The organism is Streptomyces prunicolor NBRC 13075 (assembly GCF_000367365.1).
Taxonomy (GTDB): domain Bacteria; phylum Actinomycetota; class Actinomycetes; order Streptomycetales; family Streptomycetaceae; genus Streptomyces; species Streptomyces prunicolor.
Genome location: NZ_BARF01000014.1, coordinates 260,360 through 280,760 on the forward strand (window position 1 = coordinate 260,360; position 20,401 = coordinate 280,760).

Here is a 20,401-nt window from a genome sequence, read left to right on the forward strand (position 1 = left end):
TCAACGCCTCAGCAGTACTTGAGATGCCGTCAACAACCAGTACCTCAGCAGGACTTGAGACCGAGGAACCCCCGTTCATGAGCACCTCCGCCATCGCCACCACTCCCTCCAGCCGTGCCTTCATCAGCGACAACATGGCCGGAGCGTCCCCGCAGATAGCCCGCGCCGTCGCCGACGCGGCCGCCGGGCAGGTCCTGCCGTACGGCAACGACCCCTTCACCGAAAGCGCCCGCCGCAGGCTCGGGGAGATCTTCGAGCGGGACGTCGAGGTCTTCCCGGTCTCCACCGGGTCCGCCGCCAACGGCCTGAGTCTGGCCGCCCTCACCCCGCCGTGGGGGAGCGTGCTCTCCCACCCCGACAGCCACATCAACACCGACGAGTGCGGGGCGCCGGAGTTCTTCACCAATGGGGCCAAGCTCGTCGGTGTCCCGGGTGCCGACAGCAAGATCGATCCCGATGCGCTGCGGGTGGCGGTGCGTCGCCGGACCGGTGACGTGCACAGTGTGCAGCCGTCCGCGGTGAGCATCAGCCAGGCCACCGAGAGCGGCAGCGTCTACACCCTGGACGAGATCCGCCAGGTCTCCGCCATCGCCAAGGACGCGGGGCTGCGCGTCCACATGGACGGGGCGCGCTTCGCCAACGCCCTGGTCCATCTCGGCGCCACCCCGGCCGAGATGACGTGGAAGGCCGGCGTCGACGTGCTGTCGTTCGGTGCCACCAAGAACGGTGCGATGACCGCCGACGCCATCGTCTCCTTCGCCCCCGCGCTCGCCGGCGAACTCGCCTTCCGTGCCAAGCGCGCTGGGCAGCTGGCCTCCAAGATGCGCTTCAACACGGCCCAGATCGACGCGTATCTCACCGACGACCTCTGGCTGCGCAACGCCCGCCAGGCCAACGCGATGGCCACCCGCCTCGGCGACGGCCTCAAGTCCATTGCCGGCGCCGGCCTGTTGGCCACCCCGCAGGCCAACATCCTCTTCTGCCGCCTGCCCCAGCAGGTCACCGAGGGACTCCTCGCCGAGGGCTACGCCTTCTACCACGACCGCTGGGAGCCGGGCATCGTCCGCTTCGTCACCGCCTTCTCGCACAGCGCCGACGACATCGACCAACTGCTGGACGCGGTCCACCGCCACACCCGTTGAGGGATGCTCCTGCGGACCGCGTCGGAACCGGCGGTCAGTGAGGCGCTGGTGAAGTAGGCCTGGGGGAGACGGGGTTGAGCGACACCGTGTGCCGTGTCAGGCGGTGACGAGCGGCTGGTGCGGTGGCGCGAGCGTCGCGCGGCTGGTGTGCAGGTTCCTGGTGACCTCGGTCAGGTCGGCGATGAACATGCCCGCGAGCTCGGCGGTGAACCCGGTGCGCACCACGAGACGTAGGACGGAGACGTCCTGGCAGGGCGCGGGGAAGCTGTAGGCGGGCAGATGCCAGCCGCGGGCGCGCATCGCGTGGGAGACGTCGAACACCGTGAAGCCCTGTGTGCCGGGCGCCAACCGGAAGGCGAACGCCGGGAGTTCGGAGCCGTCCGTGATCAACTCGTAGGGCGCGATGGTCCGGATGCGTGCGGCGAGCGCGCGGGCCGTGCTCCGGCTCTGCGCCGCCAGATTGCGCAGCCCTTCGACGCCGTAGCGGAGGAAGCTGTAGTACTGCGCGACGACATGCGCGCCCGGGCGGGAGAAGTTGAGGGTGAAAGCTGGGGGAGCTGCCGCCGAGGTAGTCGACCTCGAACACCAGGTCGTCGGGGAGGGCTTCGGCGTCGCGCCACAGGGCCCAGCCCAGGCCGGGGAAGACGTGCCCGTACTTGTGGCCCGAGGTGTTGATGGAGGCGACGCGTTCGAGCTGGAAGTCCCACATGAGGCCCGGGTCGAGGAACGGGGCGACCATCGCGCCGGACGCGCCGTCGACATGCACGGGAATGTCGGTGCCGGTGGCGGCCTGGTAGCCGTCCAGCGCCATGCAGATGTCCGCGACGGGCTCGTAGGAGCCGTCGAACGTCGAGCCGAGGATCGTCACGACGCCGATGGTGTTGTCGTCGCAGTACGCGGTGAGCGTGTCGGCCGTGAGGTGGTAGCGGCCCGGCTCCATCGGGACGTAACGCGGCTCCACCTCGAAGTAGTTGGCGAACTTCTTCCAGCACACCTGGACGTTCGCGCCCATCACGATGTTCGGGCGGGCGGTGTCCTTGCCCTGGGCGCGGCGGCGTTCCTGCCAGCGGCGCTTGAGCGCGAGCCCGCCGAGCATCGCGGCCTCGCTGGAGCCGGTGGTCGAGCAGCCGCGGACCTGCTCCGGGTGCGGCGCGTGCCAGAGCCGGGCGAGCATCCGTACGCAGCGCTCCTCCATCGCCGTGATCTGCGGGTACTCGGCGCGGTCGGCGAGGTTCTTCTCGGCGGTCTCCGCCATCAACTCCCTTGCCTGCGGCTCCATCCAGGTCGTCACGAAGGTGGCGAGGTTCAGGCGGGCGTTGCCGTCGAGCATCAGCTCGTCGCGTACGCGGCGGCAGACCAGGTCGGGCTCCGACGCGAACTCGGGCAGCTCGTCGACGGGCTGGAGGAGGTCGACGGCCGGCGGGAGGCCGCCGGCGCGGGAAACGGTCAGGGTGTCGAACTCGGCTTCGGGCATGACGTCGGTATGCGGGATGGGCATGAGTGTCTGGATGCCTTTCTGGTCCGTGCGGCCCCGTGCACTCCGACGCTAGATCGCCAAGCGGCGCGGTGTATTTGCCGATTACACCGATTCAGTGATCGATTTGCGGACTGATGAACTGGATTTTCCCTTGTACATACTGGGCATTACTTTTTGCGGGGCTGGACTTGCCTGTCGGCGGGGCTCTGACCAGGGCGGGGCTCTGACCAGGTCCCAGGCTTCAGGTCCCTGGATTCGATCGAACCCCGCTCGATGGTCCTCGGACCACTCGGTGGGGCGCATCGTCTCCCTGCTCAGATTCACGATGGTCCGCGTCCCGTGTGCATACGTGGTGCTGATATCACGGCTGCACACGCGGAAGCCGGTCGTTGCCGATGTGCGGCCTACGCGCTCGGTCCAGAGGTGGACGGCGATTTCCCCGTTGCCGGTCACGGGGAGGTCGAACACGATGCCGACCGCCTTCACGACGTAATGGGTCGGCTTGGCCTCTTCGAATGCGCCGAAGCCCAGACTGAACGCGTATGTGTTCCAAGCACGTTCGACCATCACGGTGTAGCGACTGTTGTGCAGCATCCCGTACGGGTCGAGGTCGTCGAAATAGACGTCCAGAGGGATCAAGACGCCGAAGTTGACCGACTCGGACACGGGAAGGGATGCAGGCCTGTCAACCATCATGAGTCCTCGGCGTAGTAGTTCGGCCCGTCAGGGAAATTTTCATGCCGTGCCTCGCTGATGATCAGGTTCGACTCCACCGTGCGGCCTGATCGCGGGCCCTGTCCAAGACCTGTTTCGTGCTCTGTGATGCCCGCGGGGCATGAGAACACCGTCCACCGGACCAAGGGCGTCACCTTCAGTGAGGGCGCCAGTCAGGTCCGCCACCACAGCCCGGTCGTCGTGAGCGGCATGTGCGGTCCGGCCCGGTCCCCTGAGGATCTCCCGTATGCCGTGGCGCTCCCCGCGGATAGGGTGGGCGGTGATCGACAGGGTCGGGCTGGGCGAGGGCGGCGGACGGCGTGGGCGGTGCCGAGGAGAGCAGGAACACGGGCACCGGGCGCCCGACGTCACGGGACGTCGCCCGGCTGGCCGGTGTGTCCCACACCGCGGTGTCCTTCGTGTTCAACGGCCGCGCCGACGGCAACCTCTCGGCCGCCACCCAGGAACGCATCCGGCAGGCCGCGGCCCAGCTGGGCTACCGCCCCGACCCGGTCGCCCGAGGCCTGCGCCGTCGCCGTACGGCCGTGATCGGGCTGGTCACCGATGAGATCGCGTCCTCACCGTTCGCCGGCCGGCTGCTGCGCGGCGCCATGGAGACCGCCTGGGACAGCGACCATCTCGTCCTCACCGTCGACTCCGGCGGTGACCCGGTCAAGGAGGACGCGGCCGTCGCGGAACTGCTCGACCGGCGCGTGGACGGCATCATCTACGCGGCCATGTCACTGCGCCGGGTCCGCGTCCCCGAGGGCCTGCACCGCACCCACTCCGTGCTGGCCAACTGTCTGCCCGAGGACGATTCCCTGCCCGCCGTGGTCCCCGCCGAGCGCGCCGGTGGCCGTACCGCGGCCCGGCTGCTGCTCGCCGCCGGCCACCGTCGGCTCGCCGTGATCGGCGGTCTGGACGACATCGCCTCGGTGGAACGCACCCGCGGCATCCGGGAGGCGCTGCGTGCCGAGGGCGCCACCGTGCCCGAGGAATGGATCGTGCGCGGCGGCGGGGAGATCTCCGCGGGATACGCGGGGGCGCTGCACCTGCTCGACGGGATCGAGCCGGCCCGTCGCCCCACCGGCGTCCTGTGCTACAACGACCGGGTCGCGGCGGGTGTCCTGCACGCCGCGACCCGGCTCGGGATCGACGTGCCCGCCGATCTGTCGGTGGTCGGCTACGACGACCAGGAGCACATGGCCGCGTTCCTCACCCCGCCGCTCACCTCGGTCGCGCTGCCGCACCGGGCGATGGGCGAGGCGGCGACCCGGCTGCTCCTGGACACCATCGAAGCCGGCCAGGCACCGCCCGCAACTGTCCGGCGCCTGGCCTGCCCTGTGGTCAGCCGCGCCTCCGTGGGCCCGGCACCCACCCGCTGACCCGGCCTGCGCCCGGCCCACCCTGAGACCAGCCACGTCTCGGTGGGCCCGGCACCCACCCGGACACCCTGTCTGTGCCCGGCCCGCCCCGGGACCAGAGGCCTCCCCGGGTCCGACGCCCACCCGGTGACCCGGGCACCCGGCCCGTGCCTGGCCTGCCCTGTGGTCAGCCGAGCCTCCGTGGGTCCGGCGCCCACCCGGTGACCCTGCCTGCGCCCGCCCCGCCCCGAGACCAGCCAAGCCTCCCTGAGTCCGGCGCCCACCCGGGCACTCGGCCCGTGCCCGACCCGCCCCGAGGTCAGCCACGTCTCCGTGCATCCGGCGCCCACACCCGGACACCCGGCCTGCGCCTGCCCCGCCCCGAGATCAGCCACGTCTCCGTGCATCCGGCGCCCACCCGGACACTCGGCCCGTGCCCGGCCCACCCCGAGATGAGCCACGTCTCCCTGAGTCCGGCGCCCACCCGATGACCCGGGCCCCCGGCCCGTCGACGACCAGTTCGGCGATGTCGTCGGGGCGCCGGTAGACGCGCTCGGTGACCATGGACCGGTCCGCGACGAAGAGTTCGAGGAGCGAGCCGTCGACGAGCAGCCGCAGCGTGAGTTCCGGCGCCTTCGGCACGTGCACGGTGATCGGGGCGGAGCCTTCCCTGCCGGTCCGGGGCCAGGCGACGCGGTCGAGGACGACGGTCCCCGAGGCAGGGTCCGCCCGGACGGTCAGCTCCCGGCCCGCCGGGTCCCGGAGCAGGCTCACCGTGGTTGGTTCGCATGCGGTGACCGTCAGGTCGTACGAGAGTGGCAGTGGAACCCGGGCCGGCGCGGTGACGAACGGCTCGGCCGGGTGGAGTTGGTCGAGTTCCGGGGCCGGACTCACCCGCAGCGAGCCGTCGGGGTGGACGTCGACGACCCGTGGCGCGGTGAGGACGCCTGCCCATCCGGCCCGGAGCACCTCCTCCTGCGGGCGGGCCTCCCACGACCAGCCCCAGAGCAGTGCGCGGTCCGGCTCCTGGAGCACGGCGGGAGCGTAGAAGTCCCGCCCCTGGTCCAGCCTGCCGCCTGCGCGCGGCACGAAGCCCAACCCGCCCTGGCCGTCCGCCTCCAGACGGCCCGTCAGGTATCCGGTGGAGCAGGGATCCCCGTCCCACAGGGACACCAGGAGTACGTGCTCGCAGCCTGCCGTCCGGTACAGGTGCGGGCACTCCCAGCCCACCGACTTGTCGCCGAACACACCTGTGGCCACCGGGTCCTTGCCGTCCAGCAGCACACCGGCGAACCGCCAGTCGGTCAGGTCGTCGCAGTCGTAGAGCAGGACCGACGGTGTGCCGTCGGCGTGGCCGGCCCCGACCAGGGCCCAGCGTCTGTCCGCGCAGTGGAAGACGAACGGGTCGCGGAACATCACCACGTCCAGTCCCGGCGGCGGCCCTGCCACCACCGGTGTCGGCAGCGGCTTCCACTCGGTCAGTTGCTCGTCGTCCGGGTCCGCCGCCCGCGCCAGGCAGATGGTGCCGAGTCCGGTGTGGGTACGGTCAACTCCCGTGTATACGGCGGTCGGTGTGCCGGCGTCGTCGGTCACGCAGCCCGACCAGCAGCCGGCCTCGTCGGGGCCGCCGGGCGTCGGGGCGAGCGCGATCGGATGGTGCTCCCAGTGCGCGAGGTCGGTGCTGGAGGCATGGCCCCAGTGGACGTTCGCGTGCACAGGTGTGTCGGGGTTGTGCTGGTAGAAGAGGTGGTAGCGGTCCCGCCAACGGAACGGCCCATTGGGGTCGTTGATCCAGCCGGCGGGCGGACGGACCCTGAAACGCGGTGCGTTGGGGTCATTGCTCAACGGTTGACTCCTGCGGACGTGATGCCCTCGCGGAGAGGGCGCTGGCCGACGGCGAACACGGCGACGGCGGGGAGCATCGAGAGCACGACCCCGGCCAGGACCACCGAGATGGACCCGGTGCCGAGGTTGCCCTGAAGGGAGACCAGACCCAGCGGAAGCGTGTAGTTCTGGCTGGAGGTCTCCAGGATCAGCGGGCGGAAGAACTCGTTCCAGTGGTAGTTGAAGGCCAGCACGCCGACGATCGCGAGGCCGGGTGTGGCCAGCGGCGCGTACACCGAGCGGAAGATCCGCCAGGTCCCCGCGCCGTCCAGCATGGCCGCCTCACCCAGGTCCTTCGGCATCCCGAGGAAGTACTGGCGCATCAGGAAGGTGCCGAAGGCGGTCGGGAAGGCCGGGATGATCAGGCCGAGGAGCGTGTCGGTGAGGCCCATCGTCTTCAGCACCAGGAACACCGGCACGATGGTGACCTGCAACGGCACCATCATGGTCGCCAGGACCAGGCCGAAGAGCGGCTTCTTGAAACGGAACTCCAGGCGCGCGAAGGCGTATCCGGCCAGGCCTGCCGTGATCATCTGGCCGACGGCGACCAGCGCCGTCACCAGCGTGGAGTTCAGGGCGAGCAGCCACACGTCGATCTGCTGGAAGACCCCGTGGTAGGCCGCGGTCGTCGGGTGCGTCGGGATGATCTGCGGGGGCAGGTCGAAGGACTGGGCCGGAGTGCGCAGTGAGGTGGCGACGGTCCAGATGACCGGGCCCAGTGTCAGCAGGGCGCACACGGCCAGCGCGGCGATCCGGGCCCAGGGGGCGAGTGAGTAACGGACGCGACTGAGGGTCGGGGTCGCTTTCAGGGTCGGGGTTGCTTGGCTCATAGCGCTCATGCGGCTCACCGGCTCACTGGTAGTGGACGAAACGCCGGCTGAGCCGGAACTGGAGGGCGGTGACCGCCATGATCAGCGCGAAGAGCAGCACGCCCACCGCGGACGCCTCGCCGAAGTCGAGCTGCTCGAAGGCCCGCTCGTAGATCACCATCACCACGGTGCGGGTGGCGTCGCCGGGTCCGCCGTCGGTGAGGACGTAGGGCTGTTCGAAGACCTGGAGGGCGTTGATGATGCCGACCACCGTCGCGACGAGCAGCGTCGGCGACAGCAGCGGCAGCGTGATGCCGAGGTGCTTGCGCAGGCCGGTCGCGCCGTCGAGGGCGGCGGCCTCGTGGATCTCCTTGGGGATGTTGTTCAGCCCGCCGACGAACAGCAGGAACGAGAAACCGAACTGCTGCCAGACGTAGACCAGGACCACCGTGGCCATCGCCGCGTGCTCCGAGGTCAGCCAGGGCACGGGCGCGATGCCGACCAGGCCGATCAGCCAGTTCACCACCCCGAAGTCCTGGTTGAACAGGTACTTCATCACCACCGAGATGGACGCGGCGGACAGTACCAGGGGGAAGAAGAACGCCGAACGGAACACCGACCGCAGCCACACCGGCATCCGCCCGTTCAGCGCGAGCGCCAGCGACAGCGCGATCAGCAGTTGCAGCGCGACCGCGAGAACCATGAAGAGGAGCGTGTTCCGGAAGGAGACCAGGACGGTCGAATCCGTAAACGTCGTACGGTAGTTGGCGCCGCCGACGAAGTGGGGCGGGTCGATCACGTTCCACTGGAACAGGCTCAGCACGACGGACCCGATGATCGGCACGACCGTGAAGACGACGATGCCGACGACGGTGGGCGCCAGGAACAGCGCGGCCACCAGCCGGGCGCCGCGGTCGCGGACGGACGGCCGCACGGCGACGGGTGGCGTGGCGGGCCGCGAACGGACGGGCGGAACCTGGGAGTTCGGGACCTGGGTGTTCGTCATACCTCACGCTCCATGGCCTGCTCCAGGTCGCCTTGCATCCGGCGCAGCGCGGGACCCACCGCGCGCGGCGAGGCCAGCGCGGTGCCGGTGTACTTGAGCAGGACGTCGGTCACCTCGGCGACCTGCGGCGGCGCGGGGATCGGGCCGGTGTCGGGGAACCGGTCGAGGGTGTCGTAGAAGACCTGCCAGTGCGCCGGGCCGCTCGCGGCGTAGCGGGCGGCGTTCAGCATCGAACGCCGGGCCGGGGTGGTCTGGTTGGTCCGGAACAGCCGGGTCATGGTGTCCTTGCGGGCCGCGTACTTGATGAACTCCCAGGCGGCTTCCTGCTTCTTCGAGGTGCGCAGCAGCGCGTAGCCCGCCGCGCCGAACTGGTGGCGCTGGGTGCGCCAGCGCGGGAAGTACTGCACGTCGTAGTCGGCGGCCCGCATGCCGGCCTGTTGCAGGCCGCCCGCCCAGAAGCCGCCCGCCGGTGTGACGCCGACGTGGCCGGTGGAGAACACGCCGACCAGGTTGTTGCCGTTGCCGCCCTCGGGCCGGGTGCACAGGTCCTCCTGGACGAGGGAGGCGATGTAGTCGTACGCCTCCTCGACGCGGTCGGTGGTGGCCTGCGGGGTGGTCCAGCGGAAGCCGCCGCCGCGCCCCTGTCGGTCGGCGGCCGGGTAGAAGGTGTCCCACAGCCAGGAGCCGCCGGGCGCCTTCGACTCCTTCAGCAGGTTCGTGCCGTTCGCGAAGAGCCAGGGCACCACACCGCCCCACAGCCGGTTGGTCCAGAAGTACGGCGTGAAGTGGGAGCCGCCGCCACGCTTCAGCTCCCGCAGCAGCGCGGTGAAGTCGTCGCGGCTCCAGTCGGCCGCCGGGAAATCCGCGCCCGCCCGCTTCAGCACCTGCTTGTTGAGGTACATGTCGGCGGCGTTGAACTCCATGGGCAGCTGGTAGAGGTTGCCCTCGTACATCATCGACTCCACCAGCGAGGGGTGGACGTCGGCGAAGTACTCACGCAGCTCCGCCGCGTCCCGCCGCACCCAGCGGTCCAGGGACACGCCGAGCCGCTGGGCGAACAACTGCACGCCCTCGGTGGCCACATACACCAGGTCGGGAGCGGTACCCGCGGCGATCTGGGTGAGGATCTTCGCGAAGAAGTCCGACCAGTCGACGGCCTGCACCGCGTTCACCCGCAGCGGGATGTCGGGGTGGAGCCGGTGGAAGCCCTTGGTGAGGGCCTCGACGGTGGCCGGGTCGAAGGCGGAGCCGAGGGTGGCGACGACGAGGGAGCCGTCGTCCCGGCCGGGGATGTCGGCTCCGGTGAGCCGGTCCCAGCTCGCGGCGGTACCGGCCAGAGCGGCTGCTCCGGCCCCGTACGCGCCGTACCGCAGCAGGGTGCGGCGGGGGAGGTGCGAGTCAGTCATCCAACGGGCCTAACTCGTGTTAGTTCAGGGTTGATGCCCAGATGATGGGAACCGGACGGCAGGCCTGTCAAGGGTCGGGAACGCTTGACCTTCAACGGGTCAGGACTCTTGACCTTTAACGAGTTAGGTCTACAGTCCTCGTTCGCAGGAGCCGATTTTTCACGCCCTTCACGTTGTGAGCCGCACTCGCGTGCGTGACGAGCCGCCACGGGCCCTCAGGGCCGCCACGAGAGGAACGATGTGTCATGCCCGGAACTGCCATGCCCGGAACATCGGGGATTTCCAGGAGATCACTGTTCGCGGGATCGGCTGCGGGCACCGCTGCCGCGCTGCTGCCCACCGGAACGGCTACGGCCGCCCCGAAGCCCGAGCCCAAGGCCGAGGGTGCCGCCAAGTCCGCGGCGAGCGGGGCGAGTTACCGCGCCGCGTACCACTTCACGGTCCCCGACCAGTGGAAGAACGACCCGCAGCGGCCCGTCTGGATCGACGGCGAGTACCACTACTACTACCTCTACAACGCCGACTACTTCACCGGCGTCGTCGGCACCGCATGGCGCCTGGCCACCACCGAGGACCTGGTCTCCTTCACCGACCGCGGGGTCGCCGCACCCAAGAACACCACGTCCAACGGCGACCTCTGGTCGGGTTCAGCGGTGGTCGACACCGGCAACACATCCGGATTCGGCGCGGGCGCGGTCGTCGTCATCGTCACCATGTCTCCTGGCGGCGGCACCGACTCCCAGGCGCAGTTCCTGTACTACTCGACCGACGGCGGCATCACCTTCACCAACTACGGGACCGCCCCTGTCCTGCCCAACCCCGGCGTCGCCGACTTCCGCGACCCCAAGGTGATCCGCGACGAGGACCGGGGCCGCTGGGTGATGGCCCTCGCCGAGAACGACAAGATCGGCTTCTACCACTCCGACGACCTCAAGTCCTGGACGTACGCGAACGGTTTCGTCCACGACGGCATCGGCGTCCTGGAGTGCCCCGACCTGTTCCGCATCACCGCCGCCGACGGCACCGTGAAATGGGTGCTCGGCGCGAGCGCCAACGGGAAGAGCTCGGGGCTGCCCAACACGTACGCCTACTGGACGGGTTCCTTCGACGGCAGCGCGTTCACCGCTGACACGAGTGACCCGCAGTGGCTCGACCACGGCTGGGACTGGTACGCCGCCGTCACCTTCGAGAAGCGGGACGCGAGCGGCGCGGTGGACGCGGCCGCCCGGTACGCGATCGGCTGGGTGAACAACTGGGACTACGCCAACACCACCCCCACCATCGACTGCGACGGCTTCAACGGCACCGACTCCGTCGTCCGCGAGATCACCCTGACGAAGGTGTCCGACAACACCTACTACCTCGCCTCCCGGCCCGTCGCCGGCCTCGACTCGCATGTCTCCCGCACCGTGAACCTGGGCGACGTCACCGTGGACGGCACGAAAGTGCTCGACTACACCGGTGTCTCCTACGAGGTGACGACGGAGCTCAGCTGGTCCCAACTCACCGGCGCCGGACTCCAGTTGAGGCGCTCACCCGACGGTGGTCGGCACATCGACGCCGGGATCTACGCCGACTACGCCTTCCTGAACCGGCGCAACACGGTGAACGCCGACACGTCCGGCAAGTGGCAGGAGAGCCACACCCCGTTCGACCCGTCCGCCGGCACGGTGAAGCTGCGCATCCTGGTGGACCGTACGTCGGTGGAGATGTTCGTCGACGACGGCCGCTATGTGCACACCAGCCAGGTGTTCCCGTACCTGCTGGACACCCGGCTCGCGCTGTTCACGATCGGCGGCAGCGCGGTATTCCGTAACACGGTGATACGCGAGTTCTCGGTGTGAGAGCGGCCGGGCCGGCCGGGCCGGTTATGGGCGCGGGTGCGCACCATACGCGTGAACCCGATCGGCGGCGCCGATCCCGGTGAGCCCGGTTTCGTTCAAGGCCGTTATTCAGACCTGTTCGTCGATGCCTGTTCGTCGATACGTGTTCGTCAGTACCTGTTTCTCAATCCGTGGGCTCGCGGACCGGGATGCCGAGTCGGTCGGCGACGGTCGTCAGGGCCGTGCCCAGGGGCAGCGCGACCCGGGTTCGGGCGTGCGGGTCGCCGCGGGTGGGGTCCCGGTTGACGATCAGGACCGGTTTGCCCTCCTGCGACGCCTGACGGACGAACCGCAGCCCGGACATCACCGTCAGCGACGAGCCGAGGACCAGCAGCGCGGTCGACTCGCGGACCAGCCGCCGGCAGCGCTCGACGCGCTGCGGGGGAACCGCCTCGCCGAAGAACACCACGTCCGGTTTGAGGACGCCCCCGCAGTCGGCGCACGACACGACGCGGAAGTCCCCGACCTGCGCGTCGGTGAGGTCCGCGTCACCGTCCGGGTTGATCCCGGCGGCGACCGGGTCGAAGCCCGGGTTCTCGGCCTCCAGGCGCCGGGCGAGTTCGTGGCGCGGGCTGATGGCGCGGCAGGAGAGGCACACGACCCGGTCCAGGCTGCCGTGGAGTTCCACGACGTCCTCGCTGCCGGCGGCCTGGTGCAGGCCGTCGACGTTCTGGGTGATCACGCCCGAGAGGCGGGCGTCCCGGGCGAGGGCGGCCACCGCCAGGTGTCCCGCGTTGGGGCGGGCCCGCCCGAAGGTGCGCCAGCCGAGGTGGCTGCGCGCCCAGTACCGGCGCCGCGCGTGCGCGCTCCCGGTGAAGTCCTGGTAGGTCATCGGGGTGTGCCGGCTCAGGCTCCCGCCCTCGCCCCGGTAGTCGGGGATGCCCGACTCCGTGGAGATGCCCGCCCCGCTGAGCACGAGCACACCGCCGGTGCTCAGCGTGTCGACGACCGGCTCGAGGTCGGTGGTGCCCGGCAGCAGATCCGCTGCCGCTGCGGGGGTCCAGCTCAGGGTGGGGCGCATGCGCATACCGGCCAGGGTACGGAATCGGCGGCGGCACCCGGCGGGCGTGGCGGGCATGGATGGTTGCGGGGCAACGGTTCTCCGTCCGCCGCGGGCAAACCGGCGCTCGGCGCATTGGGCGGGCTCGTGGGCGCGCGGGTACCCGCTGCGGTGAGCGCGAGCGCCGTTGCGGGACGGTCGGCCGCGGAAAGCATGTCCTCAGCACTGCGAGTACTGCGAGTGAGGAGACATGTGGTGTCCAGTGAGTTCCAGCGGACCAAGCTCCAGGCCATGTTCGAGGCGTTCGACGCGGACGGCAACGGCTATCTGGAGGAGGCGGACTTCGTGGCCCTGGCGGACCGTTGGGGCCGGCTGCCGCGAGTGAGAGAGGGATCGGAACTGGCGGCGCGCGTGGACGGCGTACTGAAGGGCTGGTGGCAGCATCTGTCGGCGATTGTGGACACGGACCGGGACGGCCGGATCGACATGGACGACCTCCTTGCCATGGTGGACCTGCTGCCGACCATCCCCGAGGCCGTCACCGCCACCGCCGACACCATCTTCGACGCGGTCGACGAGAACGCCGACGGCCGCATCTCGCGCGGCGAGCACCAGCGGCTCGTCGACACCTGGCACGGGCGGCCCGTGGAGACCGGCGGTTCCTTCGACCGCCTCGACCAGGACGCTGACGGCTACCTCAGCCGCCCCGAGTTCGCCGCGCTGTGGACCCAGTTCTGGACCAGCGACGACCCCGCCGAACCCGGCAACGTGATGTGCGGGCCGATCGGCGCCGGGTGAGACACCGGCGGGGGCCGCCCGGAGCAGGCCGCGGCGGGTCGCCGACCAGGCGAGCCGCATACGTGTCATCGGCCCGCAAGCTCCCGGCGTTCCTCATCGGGCACGGAGACGCGGACGCCCAGATCCCGATCGAGCAGAGCCAGTTGCTGTACTCGGCGCTCCAGAAGGAGTGCGCCGACGTCACCCTGCACAGCCTGCACGGCGAGGGTCACTTCTTCCCCTTCACCGGCGGTCTCTCCGAGTCATATCCGGCCCGGAGGGTGCAGACCTCGAAGGGCTGTGGGAAGACTGGGACCAGCACGGGCCCGGCGCTGAGCCTCGACACCATCGGCTCGTTCATTCGCGCCCACCTGCGCTGACGGAGCCGAAAGAAACGAGACGGTCATGCACCACGTAGTCGCCAAACTGGACGCCCTCGACCCGGAGGCGGGCGCCGCCATCAGGGTCATCGCCCGGTTCGACGAACTCGTCGAAGGACACGCGGGGTTGGGGCCCATCCTGGCCGCGGCGGCAACACTGACCGGCTCACCGGCCCGGCTGATCGACGAACGGTTCGCCGTCGCCCTCCGCGCCGACCTGGACGGTCGGGTCGAGCGCGACGGCGGGCCGATCGATCCGCGCTGGGTCGGCGCACCCCTCGTGCCGGGTGGTCGACCGGCCCTCTGGCTGGAGCGGGTCGGCCGGCACTCGCTGATCGAGGCGATGGTGCTCGACCGGGTCGCGTTCGCCGCCCGTGAGGTGCTCCACCGCACCCGCGACGCGGCCGGGCGGACTGCGGGCCCGTTCTCGGACGACCCGGCCGCGGTCGAGGTGCTCCTGGACAGCGCCGCGAGCGAGAGCGACCGCCTGCACGCGGCCCGGCTGCTGCACCTGCCCGAGGGGGCCGACCTGCGGGCGGTGGCGTCGGCCGACGGCTCCGGACGGATCGTGGCCGCCGCGAAGGGCGACGGGGACGCCGCCGCCCGGGCGCGACGCTGGGAAGCTCTCGGACGTACGGGCATCGGACCCGCCGTTCCCCTGCTGGAACTCCCACGCTCCTGGGACCGGGCCCGGACCGCACTGCGCTACGCCGCCGAGGGCACCGACGAGGACCCGGGACCCGGCGTCGTCCTCTTCGAGGAACTCGGCACGCTGGCCCTGCTCGCCGACGCCCTCGACCCCGCCTCACCACCGGACGACGTCCGCGCCCTGGAGAAGGCGGCCCGTTCCGGTGCCTGGGTGCTGCGCACGCTGGTCGAGTTCACCTCGCACACCAGCCTGCGGCTCGCGGCGGCGGCCCTGTACGTCCACCACTCCACCCTCAAGGGCCGGCTCACCTCGATCGAGCAGTCCTTGGGGTTCCCCGTACACGAACCCCAAGGCCGACTGCGGGTCCAACTGGCGCTCGCCGCCCGCCGGTTGCTGCTCCACCCGGTCGCGCGCTAGCGCTGGACGACGGGCAGGACGATCCGGCTGGGGTACTCGGCGCCACGGTGGACCTGGTTGACCGCGGCCACCATGTCGGAGAGGTGTTCCTGCGCGATGATCCCGCCGGTGTTGGAATTCCGGTCGTAGCGGGGGAAGTTGGAGCTGGAGATCTCCACCATGATCCGGTGTCCGGCCAGGAAGACATTGGCGGTGGCGATGAGATCGACCTCGTACACCTCCCCGGGCGTCATCAACCGCGGGGCATCCAGCCCCTCCTGGTAGCGCATACGCAGGATGCCGTCGCACAGGACGATGGCCCGCCCGTCCGGGTGGACGTCGAGCAGCTTCGCGGTGAAGTCCGTGTCCACGGCCGACGAACTCACGAACAGCCGCGCCGACACCGGCCCCGTCACCTCCACGGGCTCCTCCAGCACCTCGGTCGTGAACACCAGCACGTCGTCACGGTCGTGCAGCGGGCGCTGGTCGGCCGGACCGTCGTATCCCGTGAGGCTCATGAGGGTCCCGCCGAGCGAGGGCACCGGCCGGCGCGGGTCGTAGAGGTAGGTGTCGACGAAGTCGCCGGTCGGTTCGGCCGTCGACAGCCGTCCCGCGCCCGCGGCACTGTTCGCCGGGCCGTCGCCCTCCAGGTAGTAGGCCCGGTAGTCGGTGTCGGGCAGCGGCCAGTCCGGCTCGTCCCGCCACTGGTCGATCCCCATGACGAACAACCGCACCGGCGGCCGCCCCTCCGGAGCATCCTGCTTCCCCTTCCCCTTCAACCAGCGGTCGAAGAAGGCGATCTGCTGCTCACCCAACGCCGTGGCGTCCGCGCCGGCCGCCATGCCGAAGTCACGGTCCGGGAAGAAGCCGACGTGCCCGACGGGCATATGGGACCACGGCCCTACGATCAGGCGCTGTCCCTCCCGCGCCTCGGCCGTACCGGCCCCCGCCTTCATCGTCGTGAAGTCACGCAAGGTCTCGCCGATGAACAGGTCGTACCACCCGCCGATGTGCAGCGCGGGTGTCGTGAGCGTGGCCACCTGCTCCAGCGCCGACAGGTCCCGCCAGGACTGGTCGCGGTCGGGACGGCCGATCGCGGCATCGACCATCCAGGGCAGATGGGCCGAGATCAACGGCTGGTCGGCCACCGGAGTGTGCTCGTTGCGCAACGAACGATCCGCCACACGCGCCGCGAGGGCGGCGAGGTCCTCGACGGCGGCACGCCCCTGGGCGAGATCCCGCTGAGCCTTGCCCAGGGCCATGAGAGTCGCCCAGCCGAGCACGGTGTCCAAGGACAGCGCCCCACCCCGGGAACGCCAAGGTGCCGCGTAGAGATCGGCCGACGTCATCATGGGAGCGATCGCCTTGAGCGCCGGGGGCTTGGACGAGGCGGCCAGCAACTGCACCATGCCCAGGTAGGAGGCCCCGAACATGCCCACGCTGCCGTCGCACCACTCCTGTTCGGCCAGCCAGGCCACCGTGTCGGCACCGTCCGAGGCGTCGTCCATGTGCGGTACCAAGACACCGTCCGAACCGACGGTGCCCCGGCAGTCCTGGATCACCACCGCATAACCCCCGCGCAGCATGCCGTACAGAGTCGGCATCAGGCCGCTCTCCAGACCCGCCTTCTCCTTGTCGTAAGGCGTACGCGCGAGCAGCACAGGCAGCGGCTCGTCCGTCTCCGGTCGCCAGATGTTCGTCGACAACTCCGCGCCGTCCCTCATGGGGACCCGCACGTCGAAAGCGGCTCCGTAATTCATCGCACACCTGCCTGTCCTCGGGAAAACCGTCCTGCGATTGTGCGGCTGGGGCAGGCGGGAGACGGCTAGCCGGATGGCGGGTATTCCCCGCCATCCGGCAGCGTTCTTTCCGCCTGCCCCGACCGCGACCGCACAGTCGGGGACAGCCCACGTACCCGTATACGCAGGACCGGTGACTCAGCCGATCTCCAGGACGACCTTGCCGGTGATGTTCCCGGCAGCGAAGGCGCGTTGTGCCTCGGCGGCCTTCTCCAGCGGGAAGACCGCGCCGACGCGCACGCTGAGCAGACCGGCCTCGGCCAGTGCCGTGACCGCGGTGAGGTCGGCGCGGTCCATGCGGGCGAAGACGTCGATGGAGCCGGGGACGCCGGGGGCGGCGATGGACGCAAGCCTGCCGCCGGACCGTGCGGCCCCCGCCGACGCGGCGAGGACACCGCCGCCGATCGTGTCGAGGATCGCGTCCACGCCCTGCGGAACCAGGCCGAGCACCCGCTGGGTCAGTCCCTCGCCGTACGCGACCGCTTGGGCGCCGAGCCCGCGCAGGTAGTCGTGATCGCCGGCCGACCCCACCCCGATGACCCGGGCGCCCCGGGCCACGGCGATCTGCACGGCGACGGAACCCACGCCCCCGGCGGCCCCGTGCACGAGGAGGCTCTCGCCCTGCCGTACCGCGAGGGCGTGCACCACACCCTGGTAGGCGGTGAGCGCGGCCAGCGGCAGTCCCGCGGCCTCGGCGAAGGACAGGGCGCTCGGCTTGCGCACCACACCGCGCACATCCGCGGAGACCAGTTCGGCGAAGCCACCGTGCGCACGCTGCACATCGCCCCGGACATACGCGATCACCTCGTCGCCCACCGCGAACTCCGGTGCCCCGGGCCCGGACCGCTCCACCACACCGGCGACGTCCCAGCCGGGCACCACCGGGAAATACGTCTCTACGGCACTGTCCAGCGCCCCGGCCTGGATGGCGGCGTCGGCGCGGTTCAGCCCCGCGGCCCTGACCCGGATCAGCACCGAGTCCACGTGCGTCTTCGGCTCGGGCAGCTCGGTGAGTTCGAGGACTTCCGGCCCGCCGTAACGGCGGTACACGACGGCTTTCATCGCTCAGGCCCCCGGGATCGCCATCGGCATGTCCATCAGGACGCGGTGCGCGACGATCTTCCACTCGCCGTCGACGCGGCGCAGATCGGTGTCGTAGTAGCCGGACTCGACGGGCCGGACGGTGCCCTGGGCGCCGAAGGCGCTCTCGGGCCGGCCGGCTGCCGGGCGAGAGGTGGCGCGCACCTCGAAGACCACGAACTGGGCGTTCATGTGCGCCAGTTCACCGTCGACCTCGATGAGATGGTCCGACGTGATGTGGTGACCGGAGCCGCCCTCGGGGTGCGGCGCCATGAAGTTGTCGACCGCGTACTCCACGCCCGCGGAGCCGATGACCGGCTCGCCGACCGTCTCGTAGGTGTCGGGGCCGGTCTTGGCGAAGATCTGCACGGTCGCGTCGACGGTGAAGAGGGCACCCTGACTCCTGCCGTCGCGTCGATCGGTGGCGCGGACATAGCGTGCCAGGACCTCCTGGATCTTGCGCTCGTCGCTCATGCTTCGCACGTTCCTTCCGTCTTGCCGATCCTTCGAGCCGTGTTCCTGTTTCGAGTGGATCACCGGGAGGGGGCGAGAGCCATGAGGGTTCCGGCAAGGGTCGATACCCTGAAGGTATGGATCGTCTGGAGACCCGCGAGCTCGCCTACTTCGTCGCGGTCGCCGAGGAACTGCACTTCGGCAAGGCCGCCGAGCGCCTGGGTATCGCCCAGCCCCCGCTGTCGCGCGCGATCAGCCGCCTGGAGCGCCGCATGGGGGTACGGCTGCTGGAGCGCACCAGCCGCAGGGTCGCACTCACCGACGCGGGCGCCGTGTTCCTGGGCGAGAGCCGCCAGTTGCTCGACTCGCTCGACGCGGCCGTACGGCGGGCGCAGCGCGCGCGGCAGCCCGGCCGGCTGGTGATGGCGGTACGTCCCGGCTCCGCGTCCGGGCTGGTCGCCGATCTGGTCCGCTCCGCCGAGGTGGGCAGCCACGACGTCGTCTTCACACACGATCGCCCCGCCGCCCTCAGGGACGGCAGGGCCGATGTGGCGCTGCTGTGCATCGGCACCGACGACCTCACCGGGCTGCGCACCGCCGTCCTGACCGAGGAGGCGCCCTACGCGCTGCTCCCGCGTGACCATCCACTGGCCCGGCGCACCGTGGTGACGGTCGCCGAACTCGCCCAGGACGCGCACTTCGACCCCGAGTGCCCGACGGTCGGCCTCGACGAGATCGTCGACCGGGTCGTGCTCGGGCGCCTGGTCACCGTCGTGGGTTCGGGTGCCGTGGAACGGATCCCCTCCGAGGTGGCCGCGGTACCGGTGTCGGATCTCCTGCCCACGCGCCTTGCCCTGGCCTGGCCCGAAGGGGCGTCCCGCCCAGCCGTCACCGCTTTCGTGCGCTCGGCCCGCGCGGCTGCGGCGCGGCGGGCGCTGGACGCGAAGGACACGGGCGCGGTGGCTGTCCAGGGGTGAGTACAGGAGGGCCGACGGCAGAAGAGCTGATCACCTAGTGCCTTTTGTTTTGCGATGGGCGCCCGTCCTTGTCGTGAACAGGCGTCCCTCGCAGGCCCACAACGGGTGCGCAAAATCCGCTCAGTTGTCCCTTATCCCTCGGTCGCGTATCCCTCGGTCGCGAACGACAGCGTGCCGGAGGCGGTCGTCTCGCCGGCCTGGGTGACCTGGAAGGTCCAGCCGTCCTCGGCCGGGGCGCATTCGACGTGGACGGGGGAGTTCCACTCGGTGAAGCGCAGGGCCCGCAGGTGGCAGCCGTTCAGTCGGCCGGGGGAGGCTCCCGCAAGGCAGGCCGCCTGGCGGGCCGCCTCCAGCAGGACCATGCCGGGGACGTGGTCACTGGGGTGGTCGAAGAACCGTGGGTGGCGCAGGTCGGCCGGTGCCACCAGCAAAGACCCGGAGGGGTCCCGGACCAGCATCACATCGCCGGGGGACGGCACCGACACCTCGGTCGGCGACGGGCGCCGGTGCACGTCGTCCGGCACGGGAGTGGCGGCGGCATTCGGGCCGCGGAACGTGTCGTACTCCTCCTCGGACAGGACGCGGACGCGCCCGAAGGCCGAGCCGAACTCGCGCCCGGCGGCGGAGAATTGGATCCGTACGCTCAGCGCGACCGGCCACGGCACGTCGTCCACGTGGCGCACGTCGGACACCTCGGCCCGGCACAGCACGTCGGTGGCGCCGTAACCGACCACCGGCTCCGTGCTGTTGTCGAGCTGGAAACCCACGCTCCTGATGACGGGCTTGCTCGTGCTCGGGGCGCCGAGGAAGCGCTGGCAGATGTACAGGCCGACCTGGCGGATGGTCTCGGCGGCGAGCATCGGATCGTGCCGCTCGTCGGAACCCGAACCCGAACCGGAACCCGAACCCGAACCGGAACCCGAACCGGAACCGGAACCTGACGCGATGGACGTGGCGTACGAGCGTGGCCACTGCGCGGCGAGGAGGAAGCGGCCGTCGGGCAGGGCCCGGGCATCGGTGAGCAGGACTTCGGCGACGGCTTTCCGGTGCACGAGAGTCCGGGACACGCAGCTGTCCCAGCTCAGCGTCAGGTGTTCCGGAGCGGTTTCAGGGGGTGCGAGAGAGTGTGATTCAGGCATAAAATAATAGAAGCTATGGTTCTTTGGCCTACGTGCGGGAAACGTCGGCCTGTCGGTTAGATTCAC

17 protein-coding genes and 1 pseudogene are annotated in these 20,401 nt (G+C 70.3%); 7 read left to right on the plus strand and 11 right to left on the minus strand.

Translation table 11 applies throughout. From position 1 onward, the window contains the following. The first annotated feature begins 77 nt into the window (after positions 1-77). Entirely contained in the window at positions 78-1,142 is a 1,065-nt protein-coding gene (locus SPR02S_RS06965) for a threonine aldolase family protein (protein ID WP_019056221.1), read from the plus strand. A 96-nt stretch (positions 1,143-1,238) separates the two neighbouring features. On the opposite strand, the pseudogene gad reads toward SPR02S_RS06965, so the two are convergent. Continuing rightward, positions 1,239-2,472, minus strand: a pseudogene (gad, locus tag SPR02S_RS55275) (glutamate decarboxylase). 249 nt (positions 2,473-2,721) lie between these two features. After that, on the minus strand, positions 2,722-3,285 hold the full coding sequence (locus tag SPR02S_RS55280; protein ID WP_245607512.1) for an acyl-CoA thioesterase: 564 nt from the start codon (positions 3,283-3,285) through the stop codon (positions 2,722-2,724). A gap of 368 nt (positions 3,286-3,653) precedes the next feature. On the opposite strand from SPR02S_RS55280, the gene SPR02S_RS06980 reads away from it, so the two are divergent. After that, positions 3,654-4,718 (plus strand): LacI family DNA-binding transcriptional regulator, encoded by a 1,065-nt coding sequence (locus SPR02S_RS06980; protein WP_019056223.1) that lies wholly within the window; start codon positions 3,654-3,656, stop codon positions 4,716-4,718. A 366-nt stretch (positions 4,719-5,084) separates the two neighbouring features. Here the strand turns inward: SPR02S_RS06980 and SPR02S_RS06985 are convergent, their stop codons facing one another. The 4 genes from SPR02S_RS06985 to SPR02S_RS07000 are packed head-to-tail and all read right to left on the minus strand — an operon-like array spanning position 5,085 to position 9,802. After that, positions 5,085-6,542, minus strand: coding sequence for a glycoside hydrolase family 32 protein (locus tag SPR02S_RS06985; protein ID WP_019056224.1), 1,458 nt, complete (start codon positions 6,540-6,542; stop codon positions 5,085-5,087). After that, positions 6,539-7,411: a carbohydrate ABC transporter permease gene (locus SPR02S_RS06990; protein ID WP_019056225.1), complete on the minus strand. Its 873-nt coding sequence runs from the start codon at positions 7,409-7,411 to the stop codon at positions 6,539-6,541. Before SPR02S_RS06990 ends, SPR02S_RS06985 begins: the two co-directional genes overlap by 4 nt. Positions 7,412-7,433: 22 nt before the next feature. Next, positions 7,434-8,396: a carbohydrate ABC transporter permease gene (locus tag SPR02S_RS06995; RefSeq protein ID WP_019056226.1), complete on the minus strand. Its 963-nt coding sequence runs from the start codon at positions 8,394-8,396 to the stop codon at positions 7,434-7,436. Continuing rightward, positions 8,393-9,802 (minus strand): extracellular solute-binding protein, encoded by a 1,410-nt coding sequence (locus SPR02S_RS07000; RefSeq protein ID WP_019056227.1) that lies wholly within the window; start codon positions 9,800-9,802, stop codon positions 8,393-8,395. Before SPR02S_RS07000 ends, SPR02S_RS06995 begins: the two co-directional genes overlap by 4 nt. 260 nt (positions 9,803-10,062) lie before the next feature. Here SPR02S_RS07000 and SPR02S_RS07005 point away from each other — a divergent pair, with 260 nt between their 5' ends. Beyond that, positions 10,063-11,646, plus strand: coding sequence for a glycoside hydrolase family 32 protein (locus SPR02S_RS07005; protein WP_019056228.1), 1,584 nt, complete (start codon positions 10,063-10,065; stop codon positions 11,644-11,646). 163 nt (positions 11,647-11,809) lie between these two features. On the opposite strand, the gene SPR02S_RS07010 is transcribed toward SPR02S_RS07005, so the two are convergent. Next, positions 11,810-12,712 (minus strand): NAD-dependent protein deacetylase, encoded by a 903-nt coding sequence (locus SPR02S_RS07010; protein ID WP_026150300.1) that lies wholly within the window; start codon positions 12,710-12,712, stop codon positions 11,810-11,812. 228 nt (positions 12,713-12,940) lie between these two features. On the opposite strand from SPR02S_RS07010, the gene SPR02S_RS07015 reads away from it, so the two are divergent. The 3 genes from SPR02S_RS07015 to SPR02S_RS07025 all read left to right on the plus strand — a co-directional run bounded on the left by SPR02S_RS07015 (position 12,941) and on the right by SPR02S_RS07025 (position 14,908). After that, positions 12,941-13,483 (plus strand): EF-hand domain-containing protein, encoded by a 543-nt coding sequence (locus SPR02S_RS07015; RefSeq protein ID WP_019056230.1) that lies wholly within the window; start codon positions 12,941-12,943, stop codon positions 13,481-13,483. Positions 13,484-13,545: 62 nt separating this feature from the next. After that, positions 13,546-13,842: an alpha/beta hydrolase family protein gene (locus SPR02S_RS07020; RefSeq protein WP_019056231.1), complete on the plus strand. Its 297-nt coding sequence runs from the start codon at positions 13,546-13,548 to the stop codon at positions 13,840-13,842. A gap of 25 nt (positions 13,843-13,867) precedes the next feature. After that, positions 13,868-14,908: a helix-turn-helix domain-containing protein gene (locus tag SPR02S_RS07025; protein ID WP_019056232.1), complete on the plus strand. Its 1,041-nt coding sequence runs from the start codon at positions 13,868-13,870 to the stop codon at positions 14,906-14,908. Here SPR02S_RS07025 and SPR02S_RS07030 read toward each other — a convergent pair. The 3 genes from SPR02S_RS07030 to SPR02S_RS07040 form a co-directional block, all read right to left on the minus strand. Beyond that, the gene (locus SPR02S_RS07030; protein ID WP_245607514.1) at positions 14,905-16,623 is read right to left on the minus strand and encodes a CocE/NonD family hydrolase; all 1,719 of its coding nucleotides are present in this window, start codon (positions 16,621-16,623) and stop codon (positions 14,905-14,907) included. The genes SPR02S_RS07025 and SPR02S_RS07030 overlap by 4 nt on opposite strands. A gap of 201 nt (positions 16,624-16,824) precedes the next feature. Next, a complete protein-coding gene (locus SPR02S_RS07035) occupies positions 16,825-17,748 on the minus strand; it encodes an NADP-dependent oxidoreductase (RefSeq protein ID WP_019056234.1) in 924 nt (307 codons plus the stop codon). Positions 17,749-17,751: 3 nt separating this feature from the next. Then, positions 17,752-18,240: a nuclear transport factor 2 family protein gene (locus SPR02S_RS07040; protein WP_019056235.1), complete on the minus strand. Its 489-nt coding sequence runs from the start codon at positions 18,238-18,240 to the stop codon at positions 17,752-17,754. Between the two features lie 116 nt (positions 18,241-18,356). Here SPR02S_RS07040 and SPR02S_RS55285 point away from each other — a divergent pair, with 116 nt between their 5' ends. Next, positions 18,357-19,196 (plus strand): LysR family transcriptional regulator, encoded by an 840-nt coding sequence (locus SPR02S_RS55285; protein ID WP_019056236.1) that lies wholly within the window; start codon positions 18,357-18,359, stop codon positions 19,194-19,196. 131 nt (positions 19,197-19,327) lie between these two features. Here the strand turns inward: SPR02S_RS55285 and SPR02S_RS07050 are convergent, their stop codons facing one another. Next, positions 19,328-20,263, minus strand: a complete 936-nt coding sequence (locus tag SPR02S_RS07050) for an AfsA-related hotdog domain-containing protein (RefSeq protein WP_019056237.1) — start codon at positions 20,261-20,263, stop codon at positions 19,328-19,330. Positions 20,264-20,401 lie beyond the last annotated feature (138 nt).

Coding starts and splice junctions, on each gene's coding strand:
- SPR02S_RS55285 (WP_019056236.1), top strand. CDS start 18,357: ATGGATCGTCTGGAGACCCGCGAGCTCGCCTACTTCGTCGCGGTCGCC.
- SPR02S_RS06965 (WP_019056221.1), top strand. CDS start 78: ATGAGCACCTCCGCCATCGCCACCACTCCCTCCAGCCGTGCCTTCATC.
- SPR02S_RS07035 (WP_019056234.1), bottom strand. CDS start 17,748: ATGAAAGCCGTCGTGTACCGCCGTTACGGCGGGCCGGAAGTCCTCGAA.
- SPR02S_RS07005 (WP_019056228.1), top strand. CDS start 10,063: ATGCCCGGAACATCGGGGATTTCCAGGAGATCACTGTTCGCGGGATCG.
- SPR02S_RS07010 (WP_026150300.1), bottom strand. CDS start 12,712: ATGCGCATGCGCCCCACCCTGAGCTGGACCCCCGCAGCGGCAGCGGAT.
- SPR02S_RS06995 (WP_019056226.1), bottom strand. CDS start 8,396: ATGACGAACACCCAGGTCCCGAACTCCCAGGTTCCGCCCGTCCGTTCG.
- SPR02S_RS07000 (WP_019056227.1), bottom strand. CDS start 9,802: ATGACTGACTCGCACCTCCCCCGCCGCACCCTGCTGCGGTACGGCGCG.
- SPR02S_RS07025 (WP_019056232.1), top strand. CDS start 13,868: ATGCACCACGTAGTCGCCAAACTGGACGCCCTCGACCCGGAGGCGGGC.
- SPR02S_RS07040 (WP_019056235.1), bottom strand. CDS start 18,240: ATGAGCGACGAGCGCAAGATCCAGGAGGTCCTGGCACGCTATGTCCGC.
- SPR02S_RS06990 (WP_019056225.1), bottom strand. CDS start 7,411: ATGAGCCAAGCAACCCCGACCCTGAAAGCGACCCCGACCCTCAGTCGC.